This window comes from Promicromonospora sp. NPDC059942, assembly GCF_042731755.1.
Classification (GTDB): Bacteria; Actinomycetota; Actinomycetes; order Actinomycetales; family Cellulomonadaceae; genus Promicromonospora.
The window spans coordinates 114,178-139,924 of the sequence record NZ_JBHWLR010000009.1; the positions used below are offsets into that span (position 1 = coordinate 114,178).

Sequence of the window (25,747 nt, forward strand, 5' to 3'; positions counted from 1 at the left end):
CGTCCGGCCGGCATACCCGGTCAGCGGCGCGCCACGACCGGGTGCGGCACGGTCTTGTACAGCCGCACCGAGGCCAGCAGGAGCCAGGCGAACCCGACCACCACGGCCAGCCACAACCCGGCCACGCCCGCTGTACCCAGTGCGACGCCACCCACGAAGCCCACGAGGACCACGACGCCCGCCACCCGGGACCACACGGCGGCCCGGCCCTCGCCGCGCCGGGCGAACCAGGCGCCGAGCAGCAGTGCTGCCACCCCGAGCGAGACGAACCCGACGCCGCCGAACGCGAGGTGCAGGATGCCGGAGGTGCCCGGCGTCGTGGCGCCGTCCTGGCCGGGCGGGAGCCCTGGCATCGGGTCGGGCGGGAAGACCGCGCTCGCGATCATCGCGACGCCGTAGATCCCCACGGCGATCCCTGTGCCGCGGGCGTGGGCCCGCGCCATGCCGACGCCCGCGACGAGCACCATCAGACCGCTCAGGGCCAGGTTCGTGACCTGCATCCAGCCGAGCTCGCCCAGCATGAGCACGCTCAGCGGGTGCCGCGAGAAGTCGAAGCCGTCCCGGGTCAGCGCCAGGGTCAGCCCGACCACCAGGTAGAACGGCCCCGCCACCACGCCCCAGCCGAGCATCGACCGCGTCACCGCGGCCGCCGTGTCGAACTCCGTCTCCTGTGCCATGCCATCCTCCGGGGCCGTCGCGCCGGCGGGCTGCCGGCGTCCTACCTGGTTAGACGGTCGGCGCCCGAAAACTGAGCGCCCTGACGCCAGGCGATCAGTAGGGGTTCACGCCGCCCTGCGCCGCGACGCGCTCGCGCTGCCAGCCGGTGATCTCGCGGACGATCCGGATCCAGAGGACCAGCGCGACAACCATCCCGATGCTCGATACGACCTCCAGCGGCACCACGAGGTTCGCCGCCGTGCCGGTCATGCTTGCCGACGTGCGACTCGACAGCTTGTCCGCCGCCTCACCGACGAAGTAGCCGACCAGCCACGCGGCCCACCACCAGCCGATCCCCGTGACCACCCGCGGTGACGTCGCTCTCCGCACGTCACGGACCACCTGGTACGGGAACCACAGGTTGACGAGAGGTACGCACCAGCCGAGCCAGGCCCAGACCTTCGATCGTTCGTGGACGAGAGTCGGCGTCGCGCCTGCTGCGGACACCCTGCTCTTGTACAGCCACAGGCATGAGACGACATACGTAGCCAGGATGGTCGGAGTGATGAACATGCCGACCAGGTCGTAGGCGGTGAACGCCGACTCGTAGGGCCTCAGCCCGAGGTCCGCCGCGACCGCATAGGCCTCCGCCGCCTGGGGCGCGAGCGCGGTCTGGATCACCTGGACGACGGTCCAGGCCACGGCAAGAGCGATGGCGGCAGCACCGAGCCCCGCGTGCACCGTGACCGGAGGCACCGTGTACAGCGGTGACCCGTACGGGTATTGCGGAGCGCCGGCCTTGACGGGCGGCGTCGAACCCTCGTGCGGGGCGTACGGGTCGAACGGCTGCGTCACGGGTGGTGCCCTTCGGGGTGCGTGCGGTGTGAAACACCCGAACGCTAGCCCCGGGAAACCAGGACGTTGAGCCAATAAGCGGGTGATCTTCGCAGATCGCGACATCCGGCCCGGCCGAGGGGACGACAACACAACGGGCGGGGTAACGCTGAGGTAGCAGTGCTACCTCAGCGTTACCCCGCCCGAGGGGTAGTGCTTACCTGCCGGTCCGAGGCCGCGACCGTAGTGGTCGGGCCCCGGCCGTGCCGATCACGCCTCGACGACCACCGGCACGATCATCGGCTTGCGCCGCAGCCGGGTGGCTACGTAGCGACCGATGGTCCGGCGCATGATCTGCTGCAGCTGGTGCGTGTCCGTGGCCCCGCCCGCGATCGCGTTCTCCAGCGCCGCGGTGACCTCCGGCATCACCTTGTCGAACACCGAGGCATCCTCGGCCATACCTCGCGCCAGCACCTGCGGCGGTGCCAGCACCTTACCCGTCGCCGTGTCGATCACGGCGAAGACTGAGACGAAACCCTCCTCGCCCAGGATCACGCGGTCCTTGAGCTCGGCCTCGGTGATCTCCCCGACGGACGAGCCGTCGACGTACACGTACCCGCAGGGCACGGCGCCGACCACGGAGGCCTTGCCGTCCACGAGGTCCACGACCACGCCGTCCTCGGCGAGCACCACGCGGTCGGCCGGTACGCCGGTCCGGACCGCGAGCGCCCCGTTGGCCACGAGGTGGCGCACCTCGCCGTGCACCGGCATGACGTTCTTGGGCTTGAGGATGTTGTAGCAGTACATGAGCTCGCCGGCCGAGGCGTGCCCGGAGACGTGCACCTTGGCGTTGCCGCCGTGCACGACGCGCGCGCCGAGGCGGGTGAGCCCGTTGATGATGCGGAAGACGGCGTTCTCGTTGCCCGGGATCAGCGACGAGGCGAGGATCACGGTGTCGCCGTACTCGACCTGGACCTTGTGGTCGCCGTTGGCCATGCGCGAGAGCGCCGCCATCGGCTCGCCCTGCGAGCCGGTGGACATGTAGACGATCTGGTCGTCGGGCACCGAGTCGGCCTTCTTCAGGTCGATCAGCACGCCCGGCGGCACGTCGAGGTAGCCGAGGTCGGCGGCGATGCCCATGTTGCGCACCATGGAGCGCCCCACCAGGGCGACGCGGCGGCCGTGGGCGTGCGCGGCGCGCAGCACCTGCTGCACGCGGTGCACGTGGGAGGAGAACGACGCGACGATGATCCGCTTGTCGGCGTGCGCGAACACGTTGTCGAGCACGGGGCCGATCTCGGCCTCGGGCGTCACGAAGCCGGGCACCTCGGCGTTGGTGGAGTCCACCATGAAGAGGTCCACGCCCTTCTCGCCGAGACGGGCGAAGGCGCGCAGGTCCGTGATGCGGCCGTCGAGCGGCAGCTGGTCCATCTTGAAGTCACCGGTGTGCAGCACGGTGCCGGCGGCGGTGGTGACCGCCACGGCGAGCGCGTCCGGGATGGAGTGGTTGACCGCGACGAACTCGCAGTCGAAGATGCCGAGCTTCTCGCGCTGCCCTTCCTTCACCTCGAGGGTGTAGGGCTTGATGCGGTGCTCCTTGAGCTTCGCCTCGATGAACGCGAGCGTCAGGCGCGAGCCCACCAGGGGGATGTCCTTGCGCAGGCGCAGCAGGTACGGCACGGCACCGATGTGGTCCTCGTGGCCGTGCGTCAGCACGATCGCCTCGATGTCGTCGAGACGGTCCTTGATGTAGTCGAAGTCCGGCAGGATCAGGTCGACGCCGGGCTGGTTGTCCTCGGGGAACAACACGCCGCAGTCGATGACGAGCAGCTTGCCGGCATGCTCCAGGACCGCCATGTTGCGTCCCACCTCGCCCAGGCCGCCGAGGGCGACCACGCGCAGACCGCCTTCGGGCAGTGCTGGGGGCAGGGACAGTTCGGGGTGAGGATGACTCACGTGGCCTCCAAGGCCTCGTTCCAACAGAAAGTTTCAGTGCCCGGCGGAGCTCGCCTGAGCGAGCTCGTTCACCTCGGGCTGGTGTGCGGTGTCGTCGACGCGCAGCAGGCCGGCCTCGGCCAGCACCGCGCGCAGTGCGGCGACCTCGTCGTCCGACGCGGCGACGTTCGGCAGACGCAGGAAGCGGTTGTCCGTGACGCCGAGGATCTCGACGGCGGCCTTGGCCATCACGGCCTGGGCGCCCGCGCCGTTCAGCGCGTCGATCACACCGGTCGTGGTACGGAAGACCTCGATCGCCCCGGCGATGTCGCCGGCGTCGAACCGGCGGACCGTCTCCGCGAAGTGAGCGCCGACCACGTGGGCCGACACGGACACGATACCCGCACCACCGACGCTCAGGAACGGCAGCAGCAGGCCGTCGTCGCCGGAGTACCACGCCAGACCGGTCTCACCGATGAGCTTGCTGGCGGAGTAGACGTCGCCGGTGGCGTCCTTGTTCGCGACGATCCGGGGGTGCCGGGCCAGGCGCCGGTAGGTCTCGGGCGCGATGCGCACCACGGTGCGGCCGGGCACGTCGTACAGCATCACGGGCAGGTCGGTCGCGTCGGCGACGGCGACGAAGTGCTGGTACAGGCCCTCCTGGCTGGGCCGGGAGTAGTACGGCGAGACGACGAGGAGGCCGTCCGCGCCGGACTCCGCGGCCTGCTCGGCCATGCGGATCGCGTGCACCGTGTCGTTCGAGCCGGCGCCCGCCACGACGGCGGCGCGGTCGCCCACGGCCTCCACGACGGCGGCGACGAGCTCTTCCTTCTCCGGGGTGTGCGTGACCGGCGACTCACCGGTGGTGCCGGACAGGACGATGCCGTCGTTGCCGTCGTCCACGAGCTTCTTCGCCAGCTTGACCGCTGCCTTCAGGTCCACGGCGCCGTCGGGCGTCATCGGGGTGACCATGGCAGTCAGGACCGCGCCGAACGGGCGCGCGGGATCAGTGGGAAGAACCATGGCCCTACCGTACCGTTCTCCGCCCCGTCACCGGGCTTGTGGCCGCCGACCCGCCGGGCGTTCTCCCGACGGGCACAAGGGCTCACGCACCGCGCTCACACCGGTTGGACGAGCAGCTCCAGCCGCGCGGCGGCGCCGGCGACGTCGTCGTTGACGAGGCGCAGCAGGTCGCAGGTGCGCGCGACGTCCGCCAACCCCGCCGCGTAGGCGGCACCTGACGGCGCTTGCGCCGACATGGATACTCGGAATATGACGGCGACGACGCTCTCCCCCGCCCTCGTGGCGCACCTGCCCACCGGACTGCTCATCGACGGGCACTGGGGCCCCGCGTCCGGCCGCGCCACGTTCGAGGTCACCGACCCGGCGACGGCCCAGCCCATCTTCGACGTCTCCGACGCCACACCCGCGGACGCCGTGCGCGCCCTCGACGCCGCCCACGCCGCGGCCCCCGCCTGGCGCGCCGTGCCGCCCCGCGAACGCTCGGAGCTGCTGCGCGCCGTGTTCGTCCGCCTCATCTCGCGCGCCGACGACATCGCCGCCCTCATCACCGCAGAGGCCGGCAAACCCCTGGCCGAGGCGCGCGCCGAGGTGATCTACGGCGCCGAGTTCCTACGCTGGTTCGCCGAGCAGGCCGTACGCGCCGACGGCCTGGTGCGCACGGCGCCGTCGGGCGGCAACAAGCAGTACGTGAGCCGCCGGCCCGTGGGGCCGTCCCTGCTCATCACGCCGTGGAACTTCCCCATCGCCATGGCCACCCGCAAGATCGCCCCCGCGCTCGCGGCCGGCTGCACCGTGGTGGTCAAGCCCGCCGAGCTCACCCCGATGACCACCCTCCTGGTCGCGGAGATCATCCGGTCCGAGGCGGCCGGCCGGGGCCTGCCCACGGGCATCGTCAACGTGGTCCCGACCACGCAGGCGGGCCCCGTGACCGAGCCCCTGTTCGAGGACCCCCGCCTGCGCAAGGTCTCGTTCACCGGCTCGACCCGGGTGGGCCAGATCCTGCTCGCCCAGGCCTCGAAGAACGTGCTGCGCAGCTCGATGGAGCTGGGCGGCAACGCGCCGTTCGTCGTCTTCGAGGACGCCGACCTCGACGCCGCCGTGCAGGGCGCCCTGATCGCCAAGCTGCGCAACTCCGGCCAGTCGTGCGTGGCGGCCAACCGCTTCCTGGTGCACGACGCCGTCGCGCGCCCCTTCGCGGAGAAGTTCGCCAGCGCGGTGGGCGCGCTGGTCACCGCCCCGGGCAACCAGCCCGGCGCCCAGGTGGGCCCGCTCATCAACGAGGCCGCGGTCGAGAAGGTGAGCGACCTCGTGGACGACGCCGCCGCGCACGGCGCGCAGGTGCTCACCGGCGGCGGGCGCCTCGACCGCCCCGGCCACTTCTACGAGCCCACGGTGCTCACCGGCGTCAGCGCGGACGCGCGGGTCGTCACCGAGGAGATCTTCGGCCCGGTGGCCCCGATCGTCGCCTTCGGGTCCGACGACGAGGCGTACGAGCTGGCCAACGGCACCCCGTTCGGGCTGGCCGCCTACGCGTACACGACGTCGCTCGCCCGGGCCCAGCGCGCGATGGACGAGATCGAGGCCGGGATGATCGGCATCAACCGCGGCCTGGTGTCCGACGCGAGCGCCCCGTTCGGCGGCGTCAAGGCCTCCGGCCTGGGCCGCGAGGGCGCCGAGGCGGGCATGGAGGAGTACCAGGAGACGGTGTACGTGGCGATGTAGCCGGGCCGCGCGGCCGGTGGTCGCGACCCGGGCGGCGGCGTCCGGAGCGCGGGCGCCGTGCCGGGCCGGGCCGGCGACCACGTAGCCTCACCACGTGAAGGTCCTCCCCACCGACCCGGCGGCCCGGGCCGCCGTCCGCCAGGGCGTGAGCGTCTCCGTGGCGACCGGCCTGTACGGCATCTCGTTCGGCGCCCTGTCCGTCGCGGCAGGCGTAGGCCTCGGTCCGACGATGGCCCTGAGCCTGCTCATGTTCTCGGGCGGCTCGCAGTTCGCGCTGATCGGCGTGATCGGTGCGGCGGGCACGCCCGTGGCCGCGATCGCCACCGCCACGCTGCTCGGCCTGCGCAACACCCTGTACGGCGCGGTGGTCTCGCCGCTGCTCCAGGTGCGCGGCTGGCGGCGCCTCGCGGCGGCGCAGGTCACGATCGACGAGTCGACCGCGGTCGCCGTCGCCCAGCCCGACCCCGCCGCGTCCCGGATCGGATTCTGGGTCACCGGGGTCGGTGTCTTCGTGCTCTGGAACGCGTTCGTGCTGCTCGGGGCGCTCGCCGGCGACGCCCTGGGCGACCCGCGGGCCTGGGGGCTCGACGCCGCCGCTGCCGCCGCGTTCCTCGCCCTGGTCTGGCCCCGGCTGGCGCCGCGCCGCGCCCAGGTCGTGGCCGGGCTCGCCGTCGTGGCCACCACGGCGCTCATCCCGTTCGTGCCACCAGGCATCCCCGTGCTGGCCGCGGCCGCCGTCGCGATCGTCGTGGGGCTGGTCGCGCCGACGTCGTCCGCCGTCGTGCCGCCGGTCGACCTGCCCGACGACGACATGTTCGCCGACGACGTGCCCGACGACGAGGCCTCCACCGACAGCCCCGAGAACGAGACCGACCGGGAGCCCGCCCGATGACCACCGCCGCCCTCTGGACCACCGTGCTCGTGGCCTCGCTGGCCTGCTTCGCGCTCAAGCTCGGCGGGCACCTCGTGCCGCGCTCGTGGCTCGCCTCCGAGCGCGTCTCGCGGGTCACCACGCTCGTCACGGTGGCGCTGCTGGTCTCGCTCGTCGTGGTCCAGGGCTTCGCCGACGGCCGCACGCTCGTCGTCGACGCCCGCGTGCCCGCCCTGGCGGTCGCGGCCCTGGCCCTCGCCCTGCGCGCCCCGTTCATCCTGGTGGTGGTCCTGGCCGCGGCCACGGCGGCCGGCCTGCGCGCCCTGGGCTGGGGCTGACGCGCACCGCTCCGGCGGCGGGCGCTAGGGTTCTGTGATGGCCCTGTTCCGCGAGACCGCAGACGTGTCCGTCCGCCCCGCCGTCGCCGGTGACGAGTCGGCGGTGACCGACGTGCAGGTCGCGTCCTGGCGCGCGACCGGCGTGCTGGGCGAGGGGGTGCTCGAGGCGCTCGACGTGCCCGCCATGCGCGAGCGCTGGGCGTCGGCGATCACGTCGCCGCCCGGGCCGGGGTTCGCCGTGTTCGTGGCGCTCGCCGGGCCCAAGGTCGTCGGGTTCGCCGCCGTCTCCCCGGGCCAGGTGCTCTCGCTCGAGGTGCTGCCCGAGGTGCAGCGCGGCGGGCACGGCTCGCGGCTGCTGGCCGCCGCCGTCGACCGGCTCCGCGCGGACGGTTCCGACACCGTCACCACGTGGGCCCTGGTCGACGACACGGCGCGCGCCTCCTTTCTGAAGGCCAGCGGCCTCGGCGAGGACGGACGCAGCCGCACGCTCGCCACGGGCGTGCGAGAGGTCGTCGAGCACCGCTGGTCCGCGCAGATCTGACGTCGTCGCGGGTCGTCCGCGCCGCCGCGCTCGGCCCCGCCGTGTTCGGCAGGCGAACTGAAGGTTTCACGCCCGCGTGACAGTCCCGTGACACGACCTTGCGACCATCGGCGGCATGGGGATTCGCACGGAGTACTTCGCAGCACCCACCGACGAGGTGGCGGCGACGGCGCTCCACGCGCCCGGCGGGCCGTCCGAGCCCGACCTGCGCACCGACCAGCCGCGCTTCGACTCCGTCGCCGTGCCGGCCGTGGACCCGTTCGTGATGCTCGGCGGGCTGGCCGGCGTGCTGTCCGGCCGGCCGTACGCGGAGGTCACGGCGCACCCGCGCCACGGTGCGCTCGTCGGCAGCGGCGGGGAGGAGGGGCCGTGGATCGTGACGGTCGCCCAGACCCTCGTGGACGACCTCGCCTCCGCCGGCCCGACCCGCCTGGCCCAGGCCGCCCGCGAGTGGTCCGGCACGACGACGCCCGCCGTCTCCCCGCAGGCCCTCGTCACGGCGCTGCTCTCCCTCGGGGCGCTCGCCGCCCGCGCGGCTGACGAGCGGCTGGGGATGTACTGCTGGACGAGCCTCACCGATTGACCGACCGGAAGAGCACCACCGCACCATGACCGACTCCCTCGACGCGCGCCCCGTCGTCGTCCGGCGGCTCATGCCCGCCTCCCCCACCGCCGGCCTGGTCGCCCTGCTGACCGCCTACCACCTGCGCACGGAGGAGGAGAAGGGCGTTCCCGTCACGGACCCGGCGGCCCTGCCCGGGCGCTACCGGGCGGAGATCGACGACCCCCGCGCCGCGTTCGCCGACGACGTCGTGCTGCTCGCACACTGCGGCGACGCCGCCGTCGGCTGCCTCGTGGTGACCACGGCCGACCCCGGGAACACCACGGCCGCCGGCGGGCGCGCCGAGCTGAAGCGGCTCTGGACCGACCCGGGGCTGCGCGGCCGGGGCGTGGCCTCGCGGCTCGTCGGCGCGGCGCTGGACCACGCGGCCGACGCCGGTCTCGGCACGGTCGCGCTCTCGGTCTGGAGCTGGCGCGCCGGTGCCATCGGTCTGTACGAGAGGCTGGGGTTCACCGTCGTCGACCCGTGGGACGAGCGGGAGGACCTCGTCTGCATGGAACGCAGCGTGGAAACATGGCGCGACCCGGGCCGGAGAGGTGCTTCACTTTCCCGGTGAACCGCACCCGCAACCCGCTCTGGCGGACCTTCGTCGAGCTCCGTGGCAACCCTCGCGCCTGTGTGTGGACCGAGCCGCTGTGGGGGCTGTCCATGGCCCTGGTGCTGCCGTACGCGTCGGTGTTCATGCTGGCCCTGGGCCTGCACGACGAGCAGATCGGCCTGCTCGCGACCATCGCCATGATCTCCCAGGTCGGCTTCGGGCTGGCCGGCGGCATCATCACGGACCGGCTCGGGCGGCGCGCCACGACGGCATGGTTCGACGTGATCGCCTGGGTGATCCCGTGCCTGCTGTGGGCGTTCGCGGAGAACTTCTGGTTCTTCCTCGCGGCGTCGCTGGTGAACGGCGCCCTGCAGGTGACTCAGAACTCGTGGGACTGCCTCATGGTCGAGGACGCCGAGCGGGGCCAGATCACCCGGATCTACTCGCTGGTCAAGGTCGCGGCCGACTGCTCGGCGCTGTTCGCGCCGCTCGCCGCCCTCCTGGTCGCCCAGCTCGGGCTCGAGCCCGCCGTCCGCATCCTGTACATCAACGCGGCGATCGTGATGACGGTGAAGATCGTCTGGCTCTACCTGTGGTCGAAGGAGACCCGGCAGGGCGAGGTCCGCATGGCCGCCACCCGCGGGCACAGCGTATGGCACCTGCTGGCCGGGTACCGCGGGGTGCTCGGGCTGCTGCTGCGCTCGCGCGGGTCGCTCCTGGCGCTGGCCATCGCCGCGCTGACGGCGGCGGTCACGCTCGTCAACGGCACGTTCTGGCAGGTGGTGGCCAGCCAGCACCTGAACGTGCCGGACGCGCTGCTGCCGTTCTTCCCGATGGTCCGCTCGGTGCTGTCGGTGGTCTTCTTCTTCACGCTCATCCCGCTGCTGACCACGGCCGTGGACCTGCGGCGCGCCACGCTGCTGGGGTTCGGCGTGCACCTCGCCGGCCAGGTCGTGCTGGTCGCGATCCCCGCGTCCGCGGGCGCCGCGACGGCGCCCACGTACGCGTTCCTCGGCCTGTGCCTGCTGCTGGACAGCTTCGGCGCGGGCATGCTCTTCATGCTCTCGGAGTCGCTCGTGGCGCTGCACGTGGACGAGGCCGAGCGGTCACGCGTGATGGCGCTCCAGCGCACGTGCATCATGCTCGCCGCGGCGCCGTTCGGCTGGATCTCCGGCTGGCTGTCCGGGATCGACCGCACCTACCCGTTCATGCTCACGTCGGTGCTGCTCGTCGCCGGGCTCGTGCTGGTGGCGGTGCGGTGGGTGCCGACGCACCTGGGGACGGAGGCCGTACCGGCGTCCGAGGCCGCCTGACGACGCTCCCTTGCGGCCGGGACGCGCCCACACGGCGGCGCGCCCGGCGGGCGGTGCCCTCAGGCGGTGCGGAACAGCCGCGACGCGCGGCGCAGAGCCTCGCGGGCGCGGCGGCGGTCGCCGGACGCGTCGTAGGCGAAGGCCAGGTGGTACCAGGCGCGCCAGCTCTCGGGCGTCGCCTCGACGGCCGCGCGGTACGGCTCGAAGGCCTCGTCGGCGGCTGCGCGGTCGATGCGCCCGCCGGGCGAGCGCGGGAGGTCGTCCACGGGGAGGTCGCCCTCGGCGAACAGCTTGTCCGCCATGCGCTGCACGGTCGCCGCGAGCCAGTACTCGCGCGCGATCAGCCCGATGACCAGCAGCGGGATGATCAGCACGCCCAGGCCGATGGCGATCAGGACGGGCTCGCCCGTGCGCATCATCGAGACGCCACGCCCGGCGATCTGCCACACGTACAGCGCGAGCAGCGCCGTCACGGCGATGGCCCCGGGCAGTCCCCGGGGCAGCTTCCGGCGCGACGACGTCGGCGCGGACTCGCTCACGACAGGTCCAGCACGTTCTCGAGGCCCACGGTCAGCCCGGGGCGGGAGACCACGGACCGGATCGCGAGCAGCACGCCGGGCATGAACGAGGCCCGGTCGAACGAGTCCTGCCGGATCACGAGCTGCTCCCCCTCGTTGCCGAACAGGATCTCCTCGTGCGCCACGAGCCCGCGCAGCCGCACGGCGTGCACGCGCACCCCGTCGACGTCGGCGCCGCGGGCCTCCCAGCCCGTCTCGGTCGCGTCCGGCGACGGGCCGCGGCCGGCCTCGGCGCGCGCCCGGGCGATCGCCGCGGCGGTGTGCCGGGCGGTGCCCGACGGCGCGTCCACCTTGTTCGGGTGGTGCAGCTCGACGACCTCGGCCGACTCGAAGTAGCGCGCCGCCTTCGCGGCGAACGTCATGGCGAGCACGGCCGAGAGGCCGAAGTTCGGGGCGATGAGCACGCCGAGCGCGCTCGTGCTGCCCTGGCCCCCGGGCGACAGCTCCGCGAGGTGGGCCGACACCCGCGCGCGGGAGGCGTCGTCCCATCCCGTGGTGCCGACCACGGCGTGCGCGCCGGCGTCGAGCACCGCGTGCACGTTGGCCTCGGTGACCGCCGGCACGGTGAAGTCCACCGCGACGTCGGCCCCGGCCAGGGTCTCGGCGGAGACGGTGTCGCCGCGCCCGAGCCGGGCGACGAGCTGGAGCCCGTCGGCCGCCTCGACCGCGGCGCAGGCCTGGGTGCCCATGCGCCCGGTCGCACCGAGCACGGCCACCTTGATGTCACTCACGATCTACACCCTAGTTCCTCGATGAGTGCTGGATATCTGCGCCTCCGAGGCGTCCGGAAGCGCAGATAGCCAGCACTCAGCGGTGCGGTTCAGTTGTCGAACGGGCCCACGCGGACCACCGAGCGCGGCCGCGCCGCGAGGTCCTGCGCCAGGTCCTGCACGTCAGCGGCCGTGACCGCCTGGATGCGCTCGAGCGACTCGGCCAGCGACAGCAGGTCGCCGTACACGAGCTCGGCCTTGCCCAGGCGGCTCATCCGCGACCCGGAGTCCTCCAGGCCGAGCACCGTGCCGCCTGAGAGCTGCCCCACGGACCGCTTGAGCTCGGCCTCGGTGATGCCGTCGTGCGCGAGCTTCTCGAGCTCCTCGACGAGCAGCTCGGTGACCTGGTCCGCCTTGGCGGACGCGCAGCCCGCGTACAGGCCGAACGTGCCGAGGCCGCCGTGCGCCGAGGCGAACGAGTACGTCGAGTACGCCAGGCCCCGCTTCTCGCGGATCTCCTGGAACAGCCGCGACGACATGCCGCCCCCGAGCACGGCGTTCAGCACGGACAGCGCGAAGCGCCGGTCGTCCGTGGCCGAGATGCCGGTGGAGCCCACGATGATGTTGGCCTGCTCCACGGCGCGCTTCACGGTCAGCTCGGCGCCCGCCTCGGGCACGCCGGCCCGGTCCTCCGTGGAGGGGCGGCGGTCGCGCGGCCGCGTCGCGGCGTCGAGCTCCCAGCCGCCGTCGGTCAGGGCCTGCGTGACCTGCTGCACGAGCTTGTCGTGGTCGATGCCGCCGGCCGCCGTGACGACCAGGGTCTCCGGCCGGTAGTTCCAGCGGTAGTGGTCCCAGACGGCGTCGCGCGGGACGGCGTTGATCGTCTCCGGCGTGCCGCCGATGGGGCGGCCCAGGGCGTGGCCGCCCAGCACGACGGCGGAGAACTGCTCGTGCACGACGTCGGTCGGGTCGTCGTCGTTCATCGCGAGCTCTTCGAGGATGACGCCGCGCTCGGTCTCGAGCTCGTCGGTGTCCAGGCGCGCGGACGTGACCATGTCGGAGATGACGTCGACCGCCATCGGCAGGTCGGAGTCCAGCACCCGCGCGTAGTAGCAGGTGTGCTCCTTGCCGGTGGCCGCGTTGGCCTCACCGCCGACGGCGTCGAACGCCTCGGCGATGTCCATCGCGGACCGGCGTGCCGTGCCCTTGAAGAGCAGGTGCTCCAGGAAGTGCGTCGAGCCGAAGTGGCCGTCGGTCTCGTCCCGCGAGCCGACGCCGATCCAGGCGCCCACCGTGGCCGAGCGCTGGCCCGGCATGTTCTCGGTGAGCACACGGACACCGCCGGGCAGGACGGAGCGACGGATCGTCGCGCCGTCCTGCCCGGCGGTCAGCTCGGCACCGGGCTCGCCCGTGGGTACGAGCGGCAGGTGCCACGTCATGTCAGGCTTCCGCGGGTGCGGTGGCCTCGGCGGCCGGCTCGGCGGCGTCGGACGAGGCCGACTCCTCCTCGTCGGTGACGGCGACCAGCGAGAGCTTGCCGCGCGGGTCGATCTCGCCGATCTCGACCTGGACCTTCTGGCCGATGGACAGCACGTCGTCGACGTTCTCGACGCGCTTGCCACCCACGAGCTTGCGGATCTGGCTGATGTGCAGCAGACCGTCCTTGCCCGGGGACAGCGAGATGAACGCGCCGAACGACGTCGTCTTGACGACGGTGCCGACGAACCGCTCGCCCACCTCGGGGACGTGCGGGTTGGCGATCGCGTTGATCGCCGCGCGGGCGGCCTCGGCCGAGGGGCCGTCGGTGGCGCCGATGTACACGGTGCCGTCGTCCTCGATGGAGATGTCCGCGCCCGTCTCCTCCTGGATCTGGTTGATCATCTTGCCCTTCGGGCCGATGACCTCGCCGATCTTGTCGGTCGGGACCTTCACCGTGATGACGCGCGGGGCGTTCGGGGACATCTCGTCCGGGACGTCGATCGCCTCGGCGAGGACCTCGAGGATCGTCAGGCGGGCGTCGCGCGCCTGGCCCAGGGCGGCCGCGAGGACCGACGCCGGGATGCCGTCGAGCTTGGTGTCGAGCTGGATGGCGGTGACGAACTCCTTGGTGCCGGCCACCTTGAAGTCCATGTCGCCGAACGCGTCCTCGGCGCCCAGGATGTCCGTCATCGCGGCGTAGCGGGTCTCGCCGTCCACGGTGTCGGACACGAGGCCCATGGCGATGCCGGCGACCGGGGCGCGCAGCGGCACACCGGCGTTCAGCAGGGACAGCGTGCTGGCGCACACCGAGCCCATGGAGGTCGAACCGTTGGAGCCGAGGGCCTCGGACACCTGGCGGATCGCGTAGGGGAATTCCTCGCGGCTCGGCAGGACCGGCACCAGGGCACGCTCGGCGAGCGCACCGTGGCCGATCTCGCGGCGCTTCGGGCTGCCCACGCGGCCCGTCTCACCGGTCGAGTACGGCGGGAAGTTGTAGTTGTGCATGTAGCGCTTGCGCGTCTCCGGACCGAGCGAGTCGATCTGCTGCTCCATGCGGAGCATGTTCAGCGTGGTGACACCCAGGATCTGGGTCTCGCCGCGCTCGAAGATCGCCGAGCCGTGCACGCGGGGCAGCACCTCGACCTCGGCCGAGAGGGTGCGGATGTCCGCGAGGCCACGGCCGTCGATGCGGACGCCGTCGGTCAGCACGCGCTGGCGCACGAGCTGCTTCTGGAGCGAGCGGAACGCGGCCGACAGCTCCTTCTCGCGGCCCTCGAACTGCGCGTCGAGCTGGTCGTGGACGGTCGCCTTGAGCGCGTCGAGCGTGTTCTCACGCTCCTGCTTGTCGGCGATGGTCAGCGCGTCGCGCGTCGGCGCGGTCACGGCCGCCTCGACGGCGGAGTACGCGTCGGCCTGGTAGTCCGGGAAGAGCGGGAACTCCTGCGTCTCCTTGGCGGACTGCGCGGCGAGCGCCGCCTGCGCGTCGCACAGGGCCTTGATGAACGGCTTGGCCGCCTCGATGCCCTCGGCGACGACCTCCTCGGTCGGCGCGGCGACGCCCTCGTTCTTGATGAGGTTCCACGCACCGTCCGTGGCCTCGGCCTCGATCATGGCGATCGCGACGTCGTCACCGACGGCGCGGCCGGCCACGACCATGTCGAAGACCGCGCGCTCCTTGTCGGAGTACTTGGGGAACGCGACCCACTGGCCGTCGATCAGCGCGATGCGGACGGCGCCGACCGGGCCGTCGAACGGCAGGCCGGAGATCTGGGTCGACGCCGACGCGGCGTTGATGGCCAGCGTGTCGTAGGCGTCGTCCGGGTGGATCGCCATGACGGTGATGACCACCTGGACCTCGTTGCGCAGGCCCTTGACGAACAGGGGGCGCAGCGGGCGGTCGATCAGGCGGCAGGCCAGGATCGCCTCGGTCGAGGGACGGCCCTCGCGGCGGAAGAACGAGCCGGGGATGCGACCCGCGGCGTACATCCGCTCCTCGACGTCCACCGTCAGCGGGAAGAAGTCGAACTGGTCCTTGGGGTGCTTGCCGGCCGCGGTGGTCGACAGCAGCATGGTCTCGCCGTCGAGGTACGCGGCGACGGAGCCGGCGGCCTGCTTGGCGAGGCGTCCGGTCTCGAACCGGACGGTGCGGGTGCCGAAGCGACCGTTGTCGATCACGGCCTCGGCGAACTGGATCTCGGGACCCTCCACGGGTGCCCTCCTTCTCTCGGTGTTCTCTTGGAACGCCCCCGTGCCTGACGGTCATCGATCGAGGCCCACCGAGCCGCCGCTCGCGTGGAGCGGAAGAGACTCAGGAAGCCACTACCGAGGACCGGACGAGGTCACGGGCGGCGGTGTTCAGTTGTCGTACTACAGCATCTCACCAGACCAGCCCGGCCCCCGCGACGGGGGCCGGGCTGGTGGGAAGCATGATCAGCGACGCAGGCCGAGCTTGTCGACCAGGGCGCGGTAGCGCTCGATGTCGATCCCCTTGAGGTAACCCTGGAGACGACGGCGCTGACCCACGAGGAGCAGCAGACCACGACGGCTGTGGTGGTCGTGCTTGTGCTCCTTCAGGTGCTCGGTGAGGTCCTTGATGCGCTGCGTGAGGAGCGCGATCTGCACCTCCGGCGAACCCGAGTCGCCCGGCTTGGTTCCGTACTCGGAAATGATCTGCTGCTTGGTGGCAGTGTCGAGCGGCATGGCTCTCCTTCGGTGTTGTTGCGCGGTGCTCCGGGACTTGATTCACCGGGGCGCTCTGGATCCGCGGCCGTTCTGACGGCGGTACCACATTACCAGTGCTTGACGCCCCCGCCCGACTGCGGCCCCGAGACCTCCGCCACGTGTCAGACGTCCAGGTCACCCGGGTGACCTGGACGTCTGACACGGACGGGCTCACGCCCCGTCGTGGCCCGCGTAGCCGTCGCCGTTGCGGCGGAAGAGCGGGGCTCCCGCGTCGTCCTGCCCGATCGGGAAGACCCCGGCGAACGCCAGGAGGTCCGAGATGGTCGTGATGAGGCGGCCGTCCTCGAACCGGACCCCGTACGCCGGTGTCCAGTCGCCGCCGGGGCGGCGCATGAACGACTCGGGGTCCAGCCGCAGCAGGTAGACGAACGTCTCCGCCAGGATGCGGCTGCCCACCTCGCCCAGGAAGTTGCCGTTGCCCTGGACCTCGGCCTCCTTGAGCACGTAGTACCAGAGCGGCGTGCCGTCCAGGGCGTCGAGCGCGGCCACCACCTCGGGCGACGCGTTCTGCCGGAGCTGCGCGGGCGTGAGCGGACGGGCGCGCAGCTCGGCGGCCACGGCCTCCCCCGTCGGGATCGCCAGCATGTAGCCCCGCAGCAGGTTGCGCTGCGCGAGCTGCTTGAGCAGCGCCTTGACCGGCTCCGGAGCCGTGTTGCCCTCGTTGAGGAGGTGGCCCAGCCCGTCCGCCAGGAACGGGTCGATCTTGCGGGCCATGCGGAACGCCAGGGGGTCACCCTTGTCGGTCAGCCGGGGCCACTCGACGGGCCAGTTGGACGGCAGCGCCGGACTCGGGTTCGCCGGGTTGGGCGACAGCCCGCCGTTGCCGGTGAACCGGAACAGCAGGTCGAGCGACGCCACCCCGCCCGGGCCGTTCCCGGTGAAGTTGACGTTGAAGTCGTAGGCGCCGCGCACCATCGAGTGCCCGAACCGGAACGCCGCCACCGCGAACTCCAGCGGCATCGACACCCGCCGGGCGGGCCGGAACAGCGTGGGCCCCGTGGCCAGGACCGAGTCGAGCACGCCGGCCTTCGTCAGCGTGCGCAGGTAGTCGTTCACCACCAGCCACTGGTAGTGGAACCGCACGAGCTCCTGCGCGCGGTCGAACAGCTCGCGCGGCGTCACCGCGAACCACGGCTCGTGCCGCGCCACCCAGTCCACGACCGCGTTGTGGAACCGGATCATCGCCACGTGGAACTGGGCCACGATCAGGTTCTCGTCGTTGCGGCTGTCCGGGATGAGCGGCATGCGCTCGCTGCCCGCCTCGGTGCTCCGCGGCAGGTCGCGCTGCGGGTCGTCGCCGGGCGCCACGAGCGAGAACGGCCCGAAGGGCTCGGTGCCGATCCGGCCGAGCCGCAGCTTGGCCGAGTCCGGCACGTAGGCCGCTTCGCTGCGTGTGGTGCCGCGGTCCTTCTCGCCCGCGAACCGCGGCCCCGAGCCGTACAGGCTGTCGAGGTCGAGCAGCGGGATACGCCCGTTGTGCAGGCTGCGGCGCACGACGTCGGGCTCGAACACCCGGAACGGGTCGTTCACGACGTCGCCGAGGGCCTGGTCGCCGTGCGCGCCGCTGCCGTCGTCCGGGCCGTTCGTGTTGAGCGTGATGTCGTGGTCGATGAACTGGCCCCAGTACGTGTAGATGCTGGGGATCGTGGAGTCGCGGGGCGGCGCGGCCGGCGCCGGTGGCGCTCCAGGGGCCGGTGCCGGCGCCTCGATCATGCCGGCGCCCAGCCGCATGAGGGCGTCCCGGGTCGCCGCCACGCGCTCGCCCACGGGCAGGTGCGCGTCCGGGAACTCCCGCGCGAGGTCACGCAGCAGGTAGTCGAACGACGTCGTCGCGTCGAACCGGTGCTCGCGCAGGTCGCGACGCACCGCCGCCTCCGTGCGCGGCATGAGCGTGGCCGTGCTGTCCTTCGGGTCCTCCGGGGCGTCCGGGTCTGCGGGCACGAACACACCGCCGTGGCCGATCCGACGGACCGTGCGGCCGGCCGGCGTCTGCGCCAGGTCGACCGCCTCGTGCGGGCTGTGGTTCGGGTCGCCCTGCGGCGGTGCCTGGGTGGTCTGGACCATGGGTCTCTCCTTCGCTGGGGGTGCAGGTCCTCCACCAGTGACGGAGTGACGTGGGCCACACCCACGTACACGCCGGCGGGTGAATGGCCCCCGACCAGGCCGACGGCCGGCGCGGCCCGTCCGGTACCGGAGGTCAGCGCGCCGCGCGCCAGACCGCCCCGGCGGCCGCCACCACCTGCGCGACGACGAGGGCGGGCGTCACCCCCGTCACGACGGACAGGGCGAGCGGGAGGGTGCCGAGCAGCGCCACGTCGGGCCCCTTGAGCTGGTGCAGCACCAGCCCCGTCGGGAGCGCGCCCGCCGCGGTGGCGATCATCGGCACGTCCCAGGGCACGGGTCCGCGGTAGGCCGCACGGACGGCGGCCGCCCCGAGCACGACGGCGGCGGGCCCGGCCAGCGCGAGCCACGCCCCGCCCCCGCCCACCACCGCGACGAGCGCCAGCACGACGCCCGCGGCGAGCACCGGCCACACCGTGCGGACGGCGCGGGTGGCCCGGCCGCCCAGCGGCACCAGGGCGTCCAGCCGCGGGTTCTCCCCCGCCGAGCGCGGCCCGCCGGCGCCCGCGAGCGCCCCTGCGTACCCCGCACCGGCCAGGACGGCCCAGAGCCCGATCCCGTCGGCCAGCGCGGGCACCTGCACGGCCACGGCCCCGGCGGAGGCCAGCGCGAGCAGCGCGGCGAGGGCCGCCGGCGAGCGCAGCAGCAGCGTGGCGTCGGCCGCGAGCAGGGCGCCTGCGGGACCGCGCGCGGCCCGCGGAACCCACGCGAAGGTGCGCGACGCCGTCGGCCCGGTGCCCAGGGCGCGGCTCACGCCGCCGCCGTCGAGCGACAGAAGGGCGGCGGAGGCCTGCATCGCCGCCGACGCGCGGGCGCGTAGCTCGCCCGCCCGGAGCCGGTCCAGGCCGCGCACCCACACGACGAGGGCGGCGGCGCCGACGGCGCCCAGTGCTGCGGGTACGCCCCACGGCACGGTCCAGGCGCCCCAGGCGGGCGCCCACAGCGCGAGGCCCAGGCCGACCACTGGTACGGCGGCGAGCAGCACGTCGAGCACCCGCCCCGGCAGGCTGCCCGACGTCGCCCCGCTCACCTGGAGCGCGCCCGCGCCGGCGACGACGAGCAGTCCGAGGGCTGCGCCGAACGCCGCGTCCAGGCCGATCCCCGCGAGGCCGACGCCGGCCAGCACGGCGGGCGCGCCGCCCGCGACGAGCCCCGCGCCGACCCCGGCGAGCAGCGCGCGGACCACCGAGGGCGAGGTGAGCCCCGCCCGGTCGGCGGGCGTCGGCACCCACCAGCGCACCCCCGCCGCGGGCAGGCCGGCGGGGCCGAGCCGGAGCGCGACCGCCGCCCCGGCCACCACCGCGAGCGCGAGCACGAGGGCCTGGACCAGGCCCGGCCCGAGCCCGAAGGCGGTCGCGTCGGAGCCGAGCAGCTCCCGCACGGGGCCGCCGAACCCCCACAGGTACAGCACGACCAGGGCGAGCGAGATCACCACCTCGGCCACGTCGAGCGCCACCCGGCCCGGTTCGGCCGGGAGGTTGTGGGCGCGCACGCGGGCGGTCAGCCGGCGCAGCTCGGCGCCGGTGAGGCTCTCCTCGTCGGACGCGACGAGCCGGGGAACCCCACCGGCACGAGCGGCGGGCGCGGCCGCCCCGGCGGCTGCGGTGGCCCCGGCGTCCGGCGCCTCGCCCGTCACCGGAAGCCCGCCAGCACGCCCGGCGCCTCGGCCGGCTCCAGGAGCACGGCGTCGTCGTCGGACAGGTACAGCGCGCTCGCGCCGGTCGCGGCCAGGAGCCGGTCGTCGTGCGTGGCGAACAGGACGGCCGCGCCGGCCTCCGCCTCGGCGCGCAGCGTGTCGCCCAGCCGGGCCCGCATCGCGGTGTCGAGGCGCTGCTCCGGCTCGTCGAGCACGAGCAGGTCGCGCGGGCGCACCAGGGCGCTCGCGAGCAGGAACCGGCGGCGCTGCCCCGACGAGAGCGTGTGGGGCATGGCGCCCGCGCGCTCCGTGATGCCCACGTGGTCGAGCACCCGGTCGGTGACGGCACCGGCGTCCGGCACGCCGTGGCCGCGCGCGGTGAGCACGAGGTGCTCGCGGACGGTCACGCCGGGGAAGAACGCGTCGTCGTCCAGCACGCCCGCGACGCGGGCGCGGAAGCGTCGCTCCCGCTCGTCCACCGCCCGGCCGAAGGCGCCCACCGTGCCGGACAGCGGCTCCTGCAGGCCGAGCACGGTGCGCAGCAGGGTGGACTTGCCGGTGCCGTTGGCGCCGATCACGGCGACGATGTCGCCGGCCCCCAGCGTGAGGCTCACGGGTGCGCAGACGGCGTTGCCGCCGTACCCGACCACCAGGTCGGACAGCTCGAGGTACGTCATGTCCACCCCAACGCGCGAGCGGCCGGAAGATCTCCCGCCGGGCCTCATCTCCAGGCCGCGCGCACCCGCAAACTAAGATCGGATCTTAGTAAGATTGAATCTTAGTTTGCCCGGCGCACTGCCCTACGGCCGCAGGATCTTGCGGGCACGCGCCACGTCGTCGTTCATCTGGGCGATCAGCGGCTCCATGCCGTCGAACCGCAGCGTCGGGCGCAGGTGCGCCACGAACTCGAGCACGACCGTCTGGTCGTACAGGTCGAGGTCGGTGCGGTCGAGCACGTAGGCCTCGACGCGGCGCTCCACGCCGTCGAACGTGGGGTTGGTGCCCACGGAGATCGCGGCGGGCAGGATCTCCTCCTGCCCGAGGCCCGCCCCGGAGGCGGTCGCCCGGTCGTGCTCCGGCCCGGCGAGGCTCGCGCAGGTCGCGGCGGTGCCGCGGCGCAGCCAGCCCGCGTAGACGCCGTCCGCCGGCACCAGGCCGGTGATGTCGCCGAGGTTGGCGGTCGGGAAGCCCATCTCGCGGCCGCGGGCGTCGCCGTGCACCACGGTGCCGCGCACGAGGTGCGGGCGGCCCAGCACGTCGGCGGCCTGGTCGACGTCGCCCTCCGCGAGCAGCGCGCGCACCGCCGTCGACGACCACCGCTGGTGCCCGTCGCCCTCGCCGGCCGAGTCACCGACGTCCTCGATGGCGACGACCTCGAACCCGTGCTGCCCGCCGAGCTCGACCATCGTGGCGAGCGTGCCCGCGTTCTGCTTGCCGAAGCGCACGTCGTGCCCCACCACCACGGTGCGGGCCCGCAGGCCGTCGACCAGGTACCGGGACACGAACTCCTCGGGCGTCTGAGCCGCGAAGTCGAGGGTGTAGCTGACCAGCAGGGTCGCGTCGAGACCGGTGCGCTCCATGAGCGCGAGGCGGTCCTCCAGGCCCGTGATCAGCTCGGGGGCCGAGTCGGGCCGGTGCACCGCGGACGGGTGCGGGTGAAACGTCACGGCGACGGCGCGGGCCGCGTCGCTCCGGGCGAGCCGGAGGATGCGGTCGAGCACCGCCTGGTGGCCGCGGTGGACGCCGTCGAAGTTGCCGATCGTCACCACTGATGGCCCGAATCCCGGGGGAACCTGTTCCAGGTCCGTCCACAGCTGCACGCGGGTTGCTCCTCATGAATCGGGTGGCGCGGGTGCGGGAGCCGCTCACGCCGCGCCCCGCACCGGTCGCCAAAAGCCTACGGCGTGTTTCGGCGGTCGTGCGCCCGCCCGGCGCCGTCGGGGCGATCCGCGGTCAGCGCGGCAGGATCCGGCGCGCCGCGTCCAGGTAGGCCCGGGAGTCGAACTCGTCGAACATCGCCGACTGGAAGATGTAGCCCTGGCCGAGGCCCATGAGGGCCGGGAGCAGGTCCTCCGCGGCTGACTCGGCGCCGTCTGGCGCGTGCTCCGGGTGCGCCGCGAACCAGCGCGTCAGGGCGGCGCGGAAGGCGTTCCTGAGCTCCTTGAAGCCCATGTTCACCACGCCGCGCATCTCGGGGTCCACGGTCGCCTCGCCCCAGAGCTGGAGCAGGAGCGGGAGCTCGAAGCCCTCGGACAGCACACCCCGGAGCACGATCTCCAGTATCTCGGCGGGAGCCGGCGGGTCGCCGCCCGCCGCGGCCTCCTCGAGGTCGGCGCTCCGGCGGCTCAGGGTGGTCCTCGCCACAGCCGCGAAGAGCTCGCGCTTGCCCTCGAAGTACCCGTAGACGGCACCGGTCGACAGCCCGGCCTCGGCGATCACCTCGGCCATCGAGGTGTGCTGGTAGCCCTTCGCGGCGAACGCGCGGCGGGCCGCCTCCAGGATCTCGGCACGGCGGGCGTCCCGACGAGCGTCACTGATCTTCGGCACCGGCACCTCCGTCGTCGGGACCTGGGGGACGCCCAGGAGATTGACAAGCATAAGGTCGCGGAGCATCGTTGCCCATAAAGAACGAGCGTTCGTTTTTTTAGATATGGAGCAACCCTTGTCCTACGAAGCACCAGCGCCCCACACCCCGGCAGGCCGGGTCGTCGGCGTCGCGCTGGCCCTCACCCTCGTGCTGACCGTGTTCGTTCTCGCCTTCTCGTGGCCCTCGGTCACGGCCGAGCCACGCGACCTGCCCGTCGCCGTCGTCGGGTCCGCCGAGGCCGTCAGCGCCGTCCGCGAGAACCTCGACGAGGCCCAGCCCGGAGCCGTCGAGCTGATCGAGGCCGACGACCGGGCCGCAGCCGTCGAGGCCGTCGAGAACCGCGACGTCTACGGCGGCGTCGTGCTGGGCGACCCGAAGGCGGGCGAGGCGCCCGAGGTGCTCACCGCCTCCGCGGCGAGCACGGCCACGCACCAGCTCATGACGCAGATCGCCGCGCAGCTCCAGCGCGGGATCCAGGAGCAGGCCGACGCTGCGACGGCGGCGGCGCTCGCCGCCGCCCAGGAACAGGCGGCCCAGGCCGCGCAGGCCGCCGTCCAGCAGGCGCTTGAGGCCGCCGCACGCGGCGAGCAGCCGCAGGCGCCGGAGCCCGGCGCGGCCCAGGCCCCGTCGCTGCCCGAGGTTCCCCAGGTGACCGTCACGGACGTGGTCCCGCTGTCCGCCGACGACCCCCGCGGCTCCGGCCTGGCGGCCGCGATGTTCCCGATCCTGCTCGGCGGCATGATCGGCGGCATCGGCATCTCGCTCGCCGTCAACGGGGCCCTGCGTCGCGTGCTCGCCGTCACCGTGTACTCGGTGGTCGGCGGCGGGATCCTCGTGGGCATCCTGCACTTCTGGTTCGGCACCGTGCAGGGCGACTGGCTGCTCGACGGCGCCACGCTCGCCCTCTCGATCGCCGCGATCGCCGCACCCATCACCGGGTTCGTCGCGGTGCTCGGCAGGCCCGGCATCGCGCTCGGCCCGGTGCTGATGATGCTGATCGGGAACCCGATCTCGGGCGCGGCGATGCCGCCCGAGTTCCTGCCCTGGCACTGGGGCGCGATCGGTCAGTGGATGCCGCCGGGCGCCAGCGCCACCCTGCTGCGCGACGTCTCGTACTTCCCCGACGCCGACGCGTCGGCGGCCTGGCTGGCGCTCGCGCTCTGGGCGGGGGCCGGGGTGCTGCTGTCCGTCGTGGGCCACGCCCGCACCACGGGCCGCACCCGGCGGGCACCGGTCATGACCGTGCCGGCCTGACCCGCTGGTCTGGCCTGCTCGTCTGACCGGGCCGGCGCGCGCACCCGGCGCGCGCACCCGGCGCGCGCCGGCCCGGTCAGGGGGCGGGCTCGAGCACCAGGACCGGCTTGGCGAGGCTCTCGCCGCGGCGCCGCGTGTCCTCCAGCAGCGCCACGAGCGTGCCCGACGGCGAGAGCGCCGCCACGACGTCGGCGCGCCCGGACGGCTCGACCCACTGGCCGTAGCCGAGCGCGCGCACCTCGGCCTCGTCGAGCTCACGCACCGGGAACGTGCCGCGCGCGGCGTCGGCCAGCGGGAGCGTGGCCAGCGTGCCGTCGGCGTCGGCCTGCGCCTCCAGCTCCTCCAGCGTGCGGGCGCCGTCCAGCGGGTAACCGCCCACCCGGGTGCGGCGCAGCACGGTCAGGTGACCGCCCGTGCCGAGCGCCGCGCCGAGGTCGCGGGCCAGGGCGCGCACGTAGGTGCCGGACGAGACGGTGACGCGCACGTCGACGTCGACGACGGGCACCTCCCGGGTGGGGCCGTCGCCGGGTTCGGCGGCGGTCGGGGCGATGCCGGGCTCGGCGCCGGGATCGCCGTCCCCCGGATCGACGTACTCCTCGAGGTCGCCGTCCGGCACGGTCGCCGTCGCCGCGCGGACGTCCACGACCTCGAACCGGGACACGGTGACGGGCCGCGCCTTCAGCGCGACCTCCTCCCCCGCCCGGACGCGCGCGTAGGCGCGCTTGCCGTCCACCTTGATCGCGGACACGGACGTGGGCACCTGCAGGATGTCGCCCGTGAGGTCGGCGACCGCGGTGTCCAGCGCCGCCCGGTCCACGCGCCCGACGGCGTCCGGGCCGAACACCTCGACCACCGTGCCCTCGGCGTCGTCCGTGGTCGTGGCCACGCCCAGCCGGATCGTGGCGTCGTAGTCCTTGTCGGCGCCCACCACGTACGTGAGCAGGCGCGTGGCCTTGCCGATCCCGAGCACGAGCACGCCGGTCGCCATCGGGTCGAGCGTGCCGGCGTGGCCGACCTTGCGGGTCCCGGCCAGGCGCCGCATCCGCCCGACGACGTCGTGGCTGGTCCAGCCCTGCGGCTTGTCGACCACGACGAACCCGTCGGCGGCCGTGGGACGGCGCGCGGGAGCCCGCGGGGTGGGAGAGGTCATGGGGTTCAGTATCCCGTGGCTCAGGAGTGCCGCGCGGCGTCGAGGTCGGCCTTGGTCAGGACGGCGCGGACCTCCACGCCGACGTCGGCGAGGGGCGTGCTGCCGGCCGGGCTGCGGTCGATCGCGCAGACCACCGTCTCCACCACGGCCCCGGCAGCCCGGAGCGCCGACGTCGCGTCGCGGACGGCGCCGCCGGTGGTGATCACGTCCTCGACCAGCACGACCCTGCGGCCCTCGACCGGGGGCCCCTCCGCGAGCTTCGCGGTGCCGTACTCCTTGGCCTGCTTGCGCACGTACAGCGCGCCCGTGCCGGTCAGGCCGCTGAGCACGGTCACGATCGGCACCCCGCCGAGCTCGAGGCCGCCCAGCAGGTCGGCGTCCGCGGGGACCAGCGGCACCATCTGGCGCGCGACCCGGGCCAGCAGCGCCGGGTCGCTCTCGAACAGGTACTTGTCGAAGTACTCCGACGCCACCTGGCCCGACCGGAGCGTGAACTTCCCGGTCAGGCGGCAGGCGGCGTCGATGTCACGCGCGAGCGTGGGGTCGGAGGTCACTCGGCCTCGGCGTCGTCCTCGCGCGGCTTCTTGTACGGGTCCTCGTCGCCCGCGTACCGGGCCCCGGCACGCAGTGCCTCGAGCTCGGCGTCCCGCTTGCGCGCCTCGATCAGCGCGGCGTCGAGGTGGGCGGCCGTGTCGGGGACCGAGTCGAGGTGGAACTCGATGGTGGGCGTCAGGCGCACACCGGTCTGCTTGCCCACCTCGGAGCGGATCATGCCCGTGGCGCTCTTCAGCGCCGCGGCCGTGCCCTCGCGGTCCTCGTCGGAGCCGTAGACCGTGTAGAACACCGAGGCGTTCTGCAGGTCACCGGTGACGCGGACGTCCGTGACCGTCACGAAGCCGAGCCGCGGATCCTTGATCCGCGAGTCGATCATCTGCGCGACGATCACCTTGATGCGGTCGGCGAGCTTACGAGCCCGCGGATTGTCGACCATGGTCCATATCCTTTCCGACTCCGCCGAGTCAGCATGCTGGTCCGCCCGGACCCCGGGAAATCCCGGGATCTGGACGGACCAGCATGCTGACTCGGCGACAGTGGT

General features: G+C 73.4%; 26 protein-coding genes. 8 read left to right on the forward strand and 18 right to left on the reverse strand.

The genetic code is table 11. From position 1 onward, the window contains the following. Positions 1-20 precede the first annotated feature (20 nt). The 5 genes from ACFV9Q_RS16220 to ACFV9Q_RS16240 all read right to left on the reverse strand — a co-directional run bounded on the left by ACFV9Q_RS16220 (position 21) and on the right by ACFV9Q_RS16240 (position 4,685). Positions 21-677, reverse strand: a complete 657-nt coding sequence (locus ACFV9Q_RS16220; protein ID WP_377235254.1) for a DUF998 domain-containing protein — start codon at positions 675-677, stop codon at positions 21-23. Positions 678-771: 94 nt separating this feature from the next. Next, the gene (locus ACFV9Q_RS16225) at positions 772-1,512 is read right to left on the reverse strand and encodes a DUF4328 domain-containing protein (RefSeq protein ID WP_377235255.1); all 741 of its coding nucleotides are present in this window, start codon (positions 1,510-1,512) and stop codon (positions 772-774) included. 249 nt (positions 1,513-1,761) lie between these two features. After that, on the reverse strand, positions 1,762-3,447 hold the full coding sequence (locus ACFV9Q_RS16230) for a ribonuclease J (protein ID WP_377231379.1): 1,686 nt from the start codon (positions 3,445-3,447) through the stop codon (positions 1,762-1,764). Between the two features lie 33 nt (positions 3,448-3,480). Next, positions 3,481-4,449 carry a 4-hydroxy-tetrahydrodipicolinate synthase gene (dapA, locus tag ACFV9Q_RS16235; RefSeq protein ID WP_377231380.1) on the reverse strand — a complete coding sequence of 323 codons (969 nt, stop codon included), beginning with the start codon at positions 4,447-4,449 and terminating at the stop codon, positions 3,481-3,483. 95 nt (positions 4,450-4,544) lie between these two features. Next, positions 4,545-4,685, reverse strand: a complete 141-nt coding sequence (locus ACFV9Q_RS16240) for a hypothetical protein (RefSeq protein WP_377235256.1) — start codon at positions 4,683-4,685, stop codon at positions 4,545-4,547. A gap of 13 nt (positions 4,686-4,698) precedes the next feature. Here ACFV9Q_RS16240 and ACFV9Q_RS16245 point away from each other — a divergent pair, with 13 nt between their 5' ends. The 7 genes from ACFV9Q_RS16245 to ACFV9Q_RS16275 all read left to right on the forward strand — a co-directional run bounded on the left by ACFV9Q_RS16245 (position 4,699) and on the right by ACFV9Q_RS16275 (position 10,394). Then, positions 4,699-6,171, forward strand: a complete 1,473-nt coding sequence (locus ACFV9Q_RS16245) for an NAD-dependent succinate-semialdehyde dehydrogenase (RefSeq protein WP_377235257.1) — start codon at positions 4,699-4,701, stop codon at positions 6,169-6,171. Between the two features lie 94 nt (positions 6,172-6,265). Beyond that, positions 6,266-7,063, forward strand: a complete 798-nt coding sequence (locus ACFV9Q_RS16250; protein WP_377235258.1) for an AzlC family ABC transporter permease — start codon at positions 6,266-6,268, stop codon at positions 7,061-7,063. Continuing rightward, positions 7,060-7,380, forward strand: a complete 321-nt coding sequence (locus ACFV9Q_RS16255) for an AzlD domain-containing protein (protein ID WP_020016801.1) — start codon at positions 7,060-7,062, stop codon at positions 7,378-7,380. The genes ACFV9Q_RS16250 and ACFV9Q_RS16255 overlap by 4 nt, the downstream gene beginning before the upstream one ends. Before the next feature lie 37 nt (positions 7,381-7,417). After that, positions 7,418-7,921 (forward strand): GNAT family N-acetyltransferase, encoded by a 504-nt coding sequence (locus tag ACFV9Q_RS16260; protein ID WP_377235259.1) that lies wholly within the window; start codon positions 7,418-7,420, stop codon positions 7,919-7,921. Between the two features lie 115 nt (positions 7,922-8,036). Continuing rightward, positions 8,037-8,504: a hypothetical protein gene (locus ACFV9Q_RS16265; RefSeq protein ID WP_377231385.1), complete on the forward strand. Its 468-nt coding sequence runs from the start codon at positions 8,037-8,039 to the stop codon at positions 8,502-8,504. 25 nt (positions 8,505-8,529) lie between these two features. Further along, positions 8,530-9,099 (forward strand): GNAT family N-acetyltransferase, encoded by a 570-nt coding sequence (locus ACFV9Q_RS16270; RefSeq protein WP_377235260.1) that lies wholly within the window; start codon positions 8,530-8,532, stop codon positions 9,097-9,099. After that, on the forward strand, positions 9,096-10,394 hold the full coding sequence (locus ACFV9Q_RS16275; protein WP_377235261.1) for an MFS transporter: 1,299 nt from the start codon (positions 9,096-9,098) through the stop codon (positions 10,392-10,394). Before ACFV9Q_RS16270 ends, ACFV9Q_RS16275 begins: the two co-directional genes overlap by 4 nt. Positions 10,395-10,453: 59 nt before the next feature. Here the strand turns inward: ACFV9Q_RS16275 and ACFV9Q_RS16280 are convergent, their stop codons facing one another. The 10 genes from ACFV9Q_RS16280 to ACFV9Q_RS16325 all read right to left on the reverse strand — a co-directional run bounded on the left by ACFV9Q_RS16280 (position 10,454) and on the right by ACFV9Q_RS16325 (position 22,207). Next, a complete protein-coding gene (locus tag ACFV9Q_RS16280; protein ID WP_377235262.1) occupies positions 10,454-10,933 on the reverse strand; it encodes a hypothetical protein in 480 nt (159 codons plus the stop codon). Beyond that, the gene (dapB, locus tag ACFV9Q_RS16285; protein ID WP_377235263.1) at positions 10,930-11,703 is read right to left on the reverse strand and encodes a 4-hydroxy-tetrahydrodipicolinate reductase; all 774 of its coding nucleotides are present in this window, start codon (positions 11,701-11,703) and stop codon (positions 10,930-10,932) included. Before dapB ends, ACFV9Q_RS16280 begins: the two co-directional genes overlap by 4 nt. A gap of 89 nt (positions 11,704-11,792) precedes the next feature. Beyond that, positions 11,793-13,121, reverse strand: coding sequence for a M16 family metallopeptidase (locus ACFV9Q_RS16290; protein WP_377235264.1), 1,329 nt, complete (start codon positions 13,119-13,121; stop codon positions 11,793-11,795). A gap of 1 nt (position 13,122) precedes the next feature. Next, complete coding sequence (locus ACFV9Q_RS16295) at positions 13,123-15,369, reverse strand: polyribonucleotide nucleotidyltransferase (RefSeq protein ID WP_377235265.1); 2,247 nt, start codon at positions 15,367-15,369, stop codon at positions 13,123-13,125. 222 nt (positions 15,370-15,591) lie between these two features. Then, positions 15,592-15,861, reverse strand: a complete 270-nt coding sequence (gene rpsO / locus ACFV9Q_RS16300) for a 30S ribosomal protein S15 (protein ID WP_020016810.1) — start codon at positions 15,859-15,861, stop codon at positions 15,592-15,594. Positions 15,862-16,053: 192 nt separating this feature from the next. After that, entirely contained in the window at positions 16,054-17,967 is a 1,914-nt protein-coding gene (locus ACFV9Q_RS16305) for a heme peroxidase family protein (protein WP_377235266.1), read from the reverse strand. Between the two features lie 133 nt (positions 17,968-18,100). After that, a complete protein-coding gene (locus ACFV9Q_RS16310) occupies positions 18,101-19,660 on the reverse strand; it encodes a DUF6297 family protein (RefSeq protein WP_377235267.1) in 1,560 nt (519 codons plus the stop codon). Beyond that, positions 19,657-20,337: an ATP-binding cassette domain-containing protein gene (locus ACFV9Q_RS16315; RefSeq protein WP_377235268.1), complete on the reverse strand. Its 681-nt coding sequence runs from the start codon at positions 20,335-20,337 to the stop codon at positions 19,657-19,659. Before ACFV9Q_RS16315 ends, ACFV9Q_RS16310 begins: the two co-directional genes overlap by 4 nt. Positions 20,338-20,460: 123 nt before the next feature. Then, entirely contained in the window at positions 20,461-21,480 is a 1,020-nt protein-coding gene (locus ACFV9Q_RS16320) for a bifunctional riboflavin kinase/FAD synthetase (RefSeq protein ID WP_377230098.1), read from the reverse strand. Between the two features lie 133 nt (positions 21,481-21,613). Continuing rightward, entirely contained in the window at positions 21,614-22,207 is a 594-nt protein-coding gene (locus tag ACFV9Q_RS16325) for a TetR/AcrR family transcriptional regulator (protein WP_377235269.1), read from the reverse strand. A gap of 115 nt (positions 22,208-22,322) precedes the next feature. Between ACFV9Q_RS16325 and ACFV9Q_RS16330 the strand changes: the two genes are divergently transcribed. Then, positions 22,323-23,501 carry a hypothetical protein gene (locus ACFV9Q_RS16330; protein WP_377235270.1) on the forward strand — a complete coding sequence of 393 codons (1,179 nt, stop codon included), beginning with the start codon at positions 22,323-22,325 and terminating at the stop codon, positions 23,499-23,501. A gap of 76 nt (positions 23,502-23,577) precedes the next feature. On the opposite strand, the gene truB is transcribed toward ACFV9Q_RS16330, so the two are convergent. Genes truB through rbfA form a run of 3 tightly spaced genes read right to left on the reverse strand, consistent with a single transcriptional unit; the run spans position 23,578 to position 25,642 of the window. Further along, positions 23,578-24,651, reverse strand: a complete 1,074-nt coding sequence (gene truB, locus ACFV9Q_RS16335) for a tRNA pseudouridine(55) synthase TruB (RefSeq protein ID WP_377235271.1) — start codon at positions 24,649-24,651, stop codon at positions 23,578-23,580. Positions 24,652-24,671: 20 nt separating this feature from the next. Continuing rightward, entirely contained in the window at positions 24,672-25,205 is a 534-nt protein-coding gene (gene pyrE / locus ACFV9Q_RS16340; protein ID WP_377235272.1) for an orotate phosphoribosyltransferase, read from the reverse strand. Then, entirely contained in the window at positions 25,202-25,642 is a 441-nt protein-coding gene (rbfA, locus tag ACFV9Q_RS16345; RefSeq protein WP_377230103.1) for a 30S ribosome-binding factor RbfA, read from the reverse strand. Before rbfA ends, pyrE begins: the two co-directional genes overlap by 4 nt. Positions 25,643-25,747: the final 105 nt, after the last annotated feature.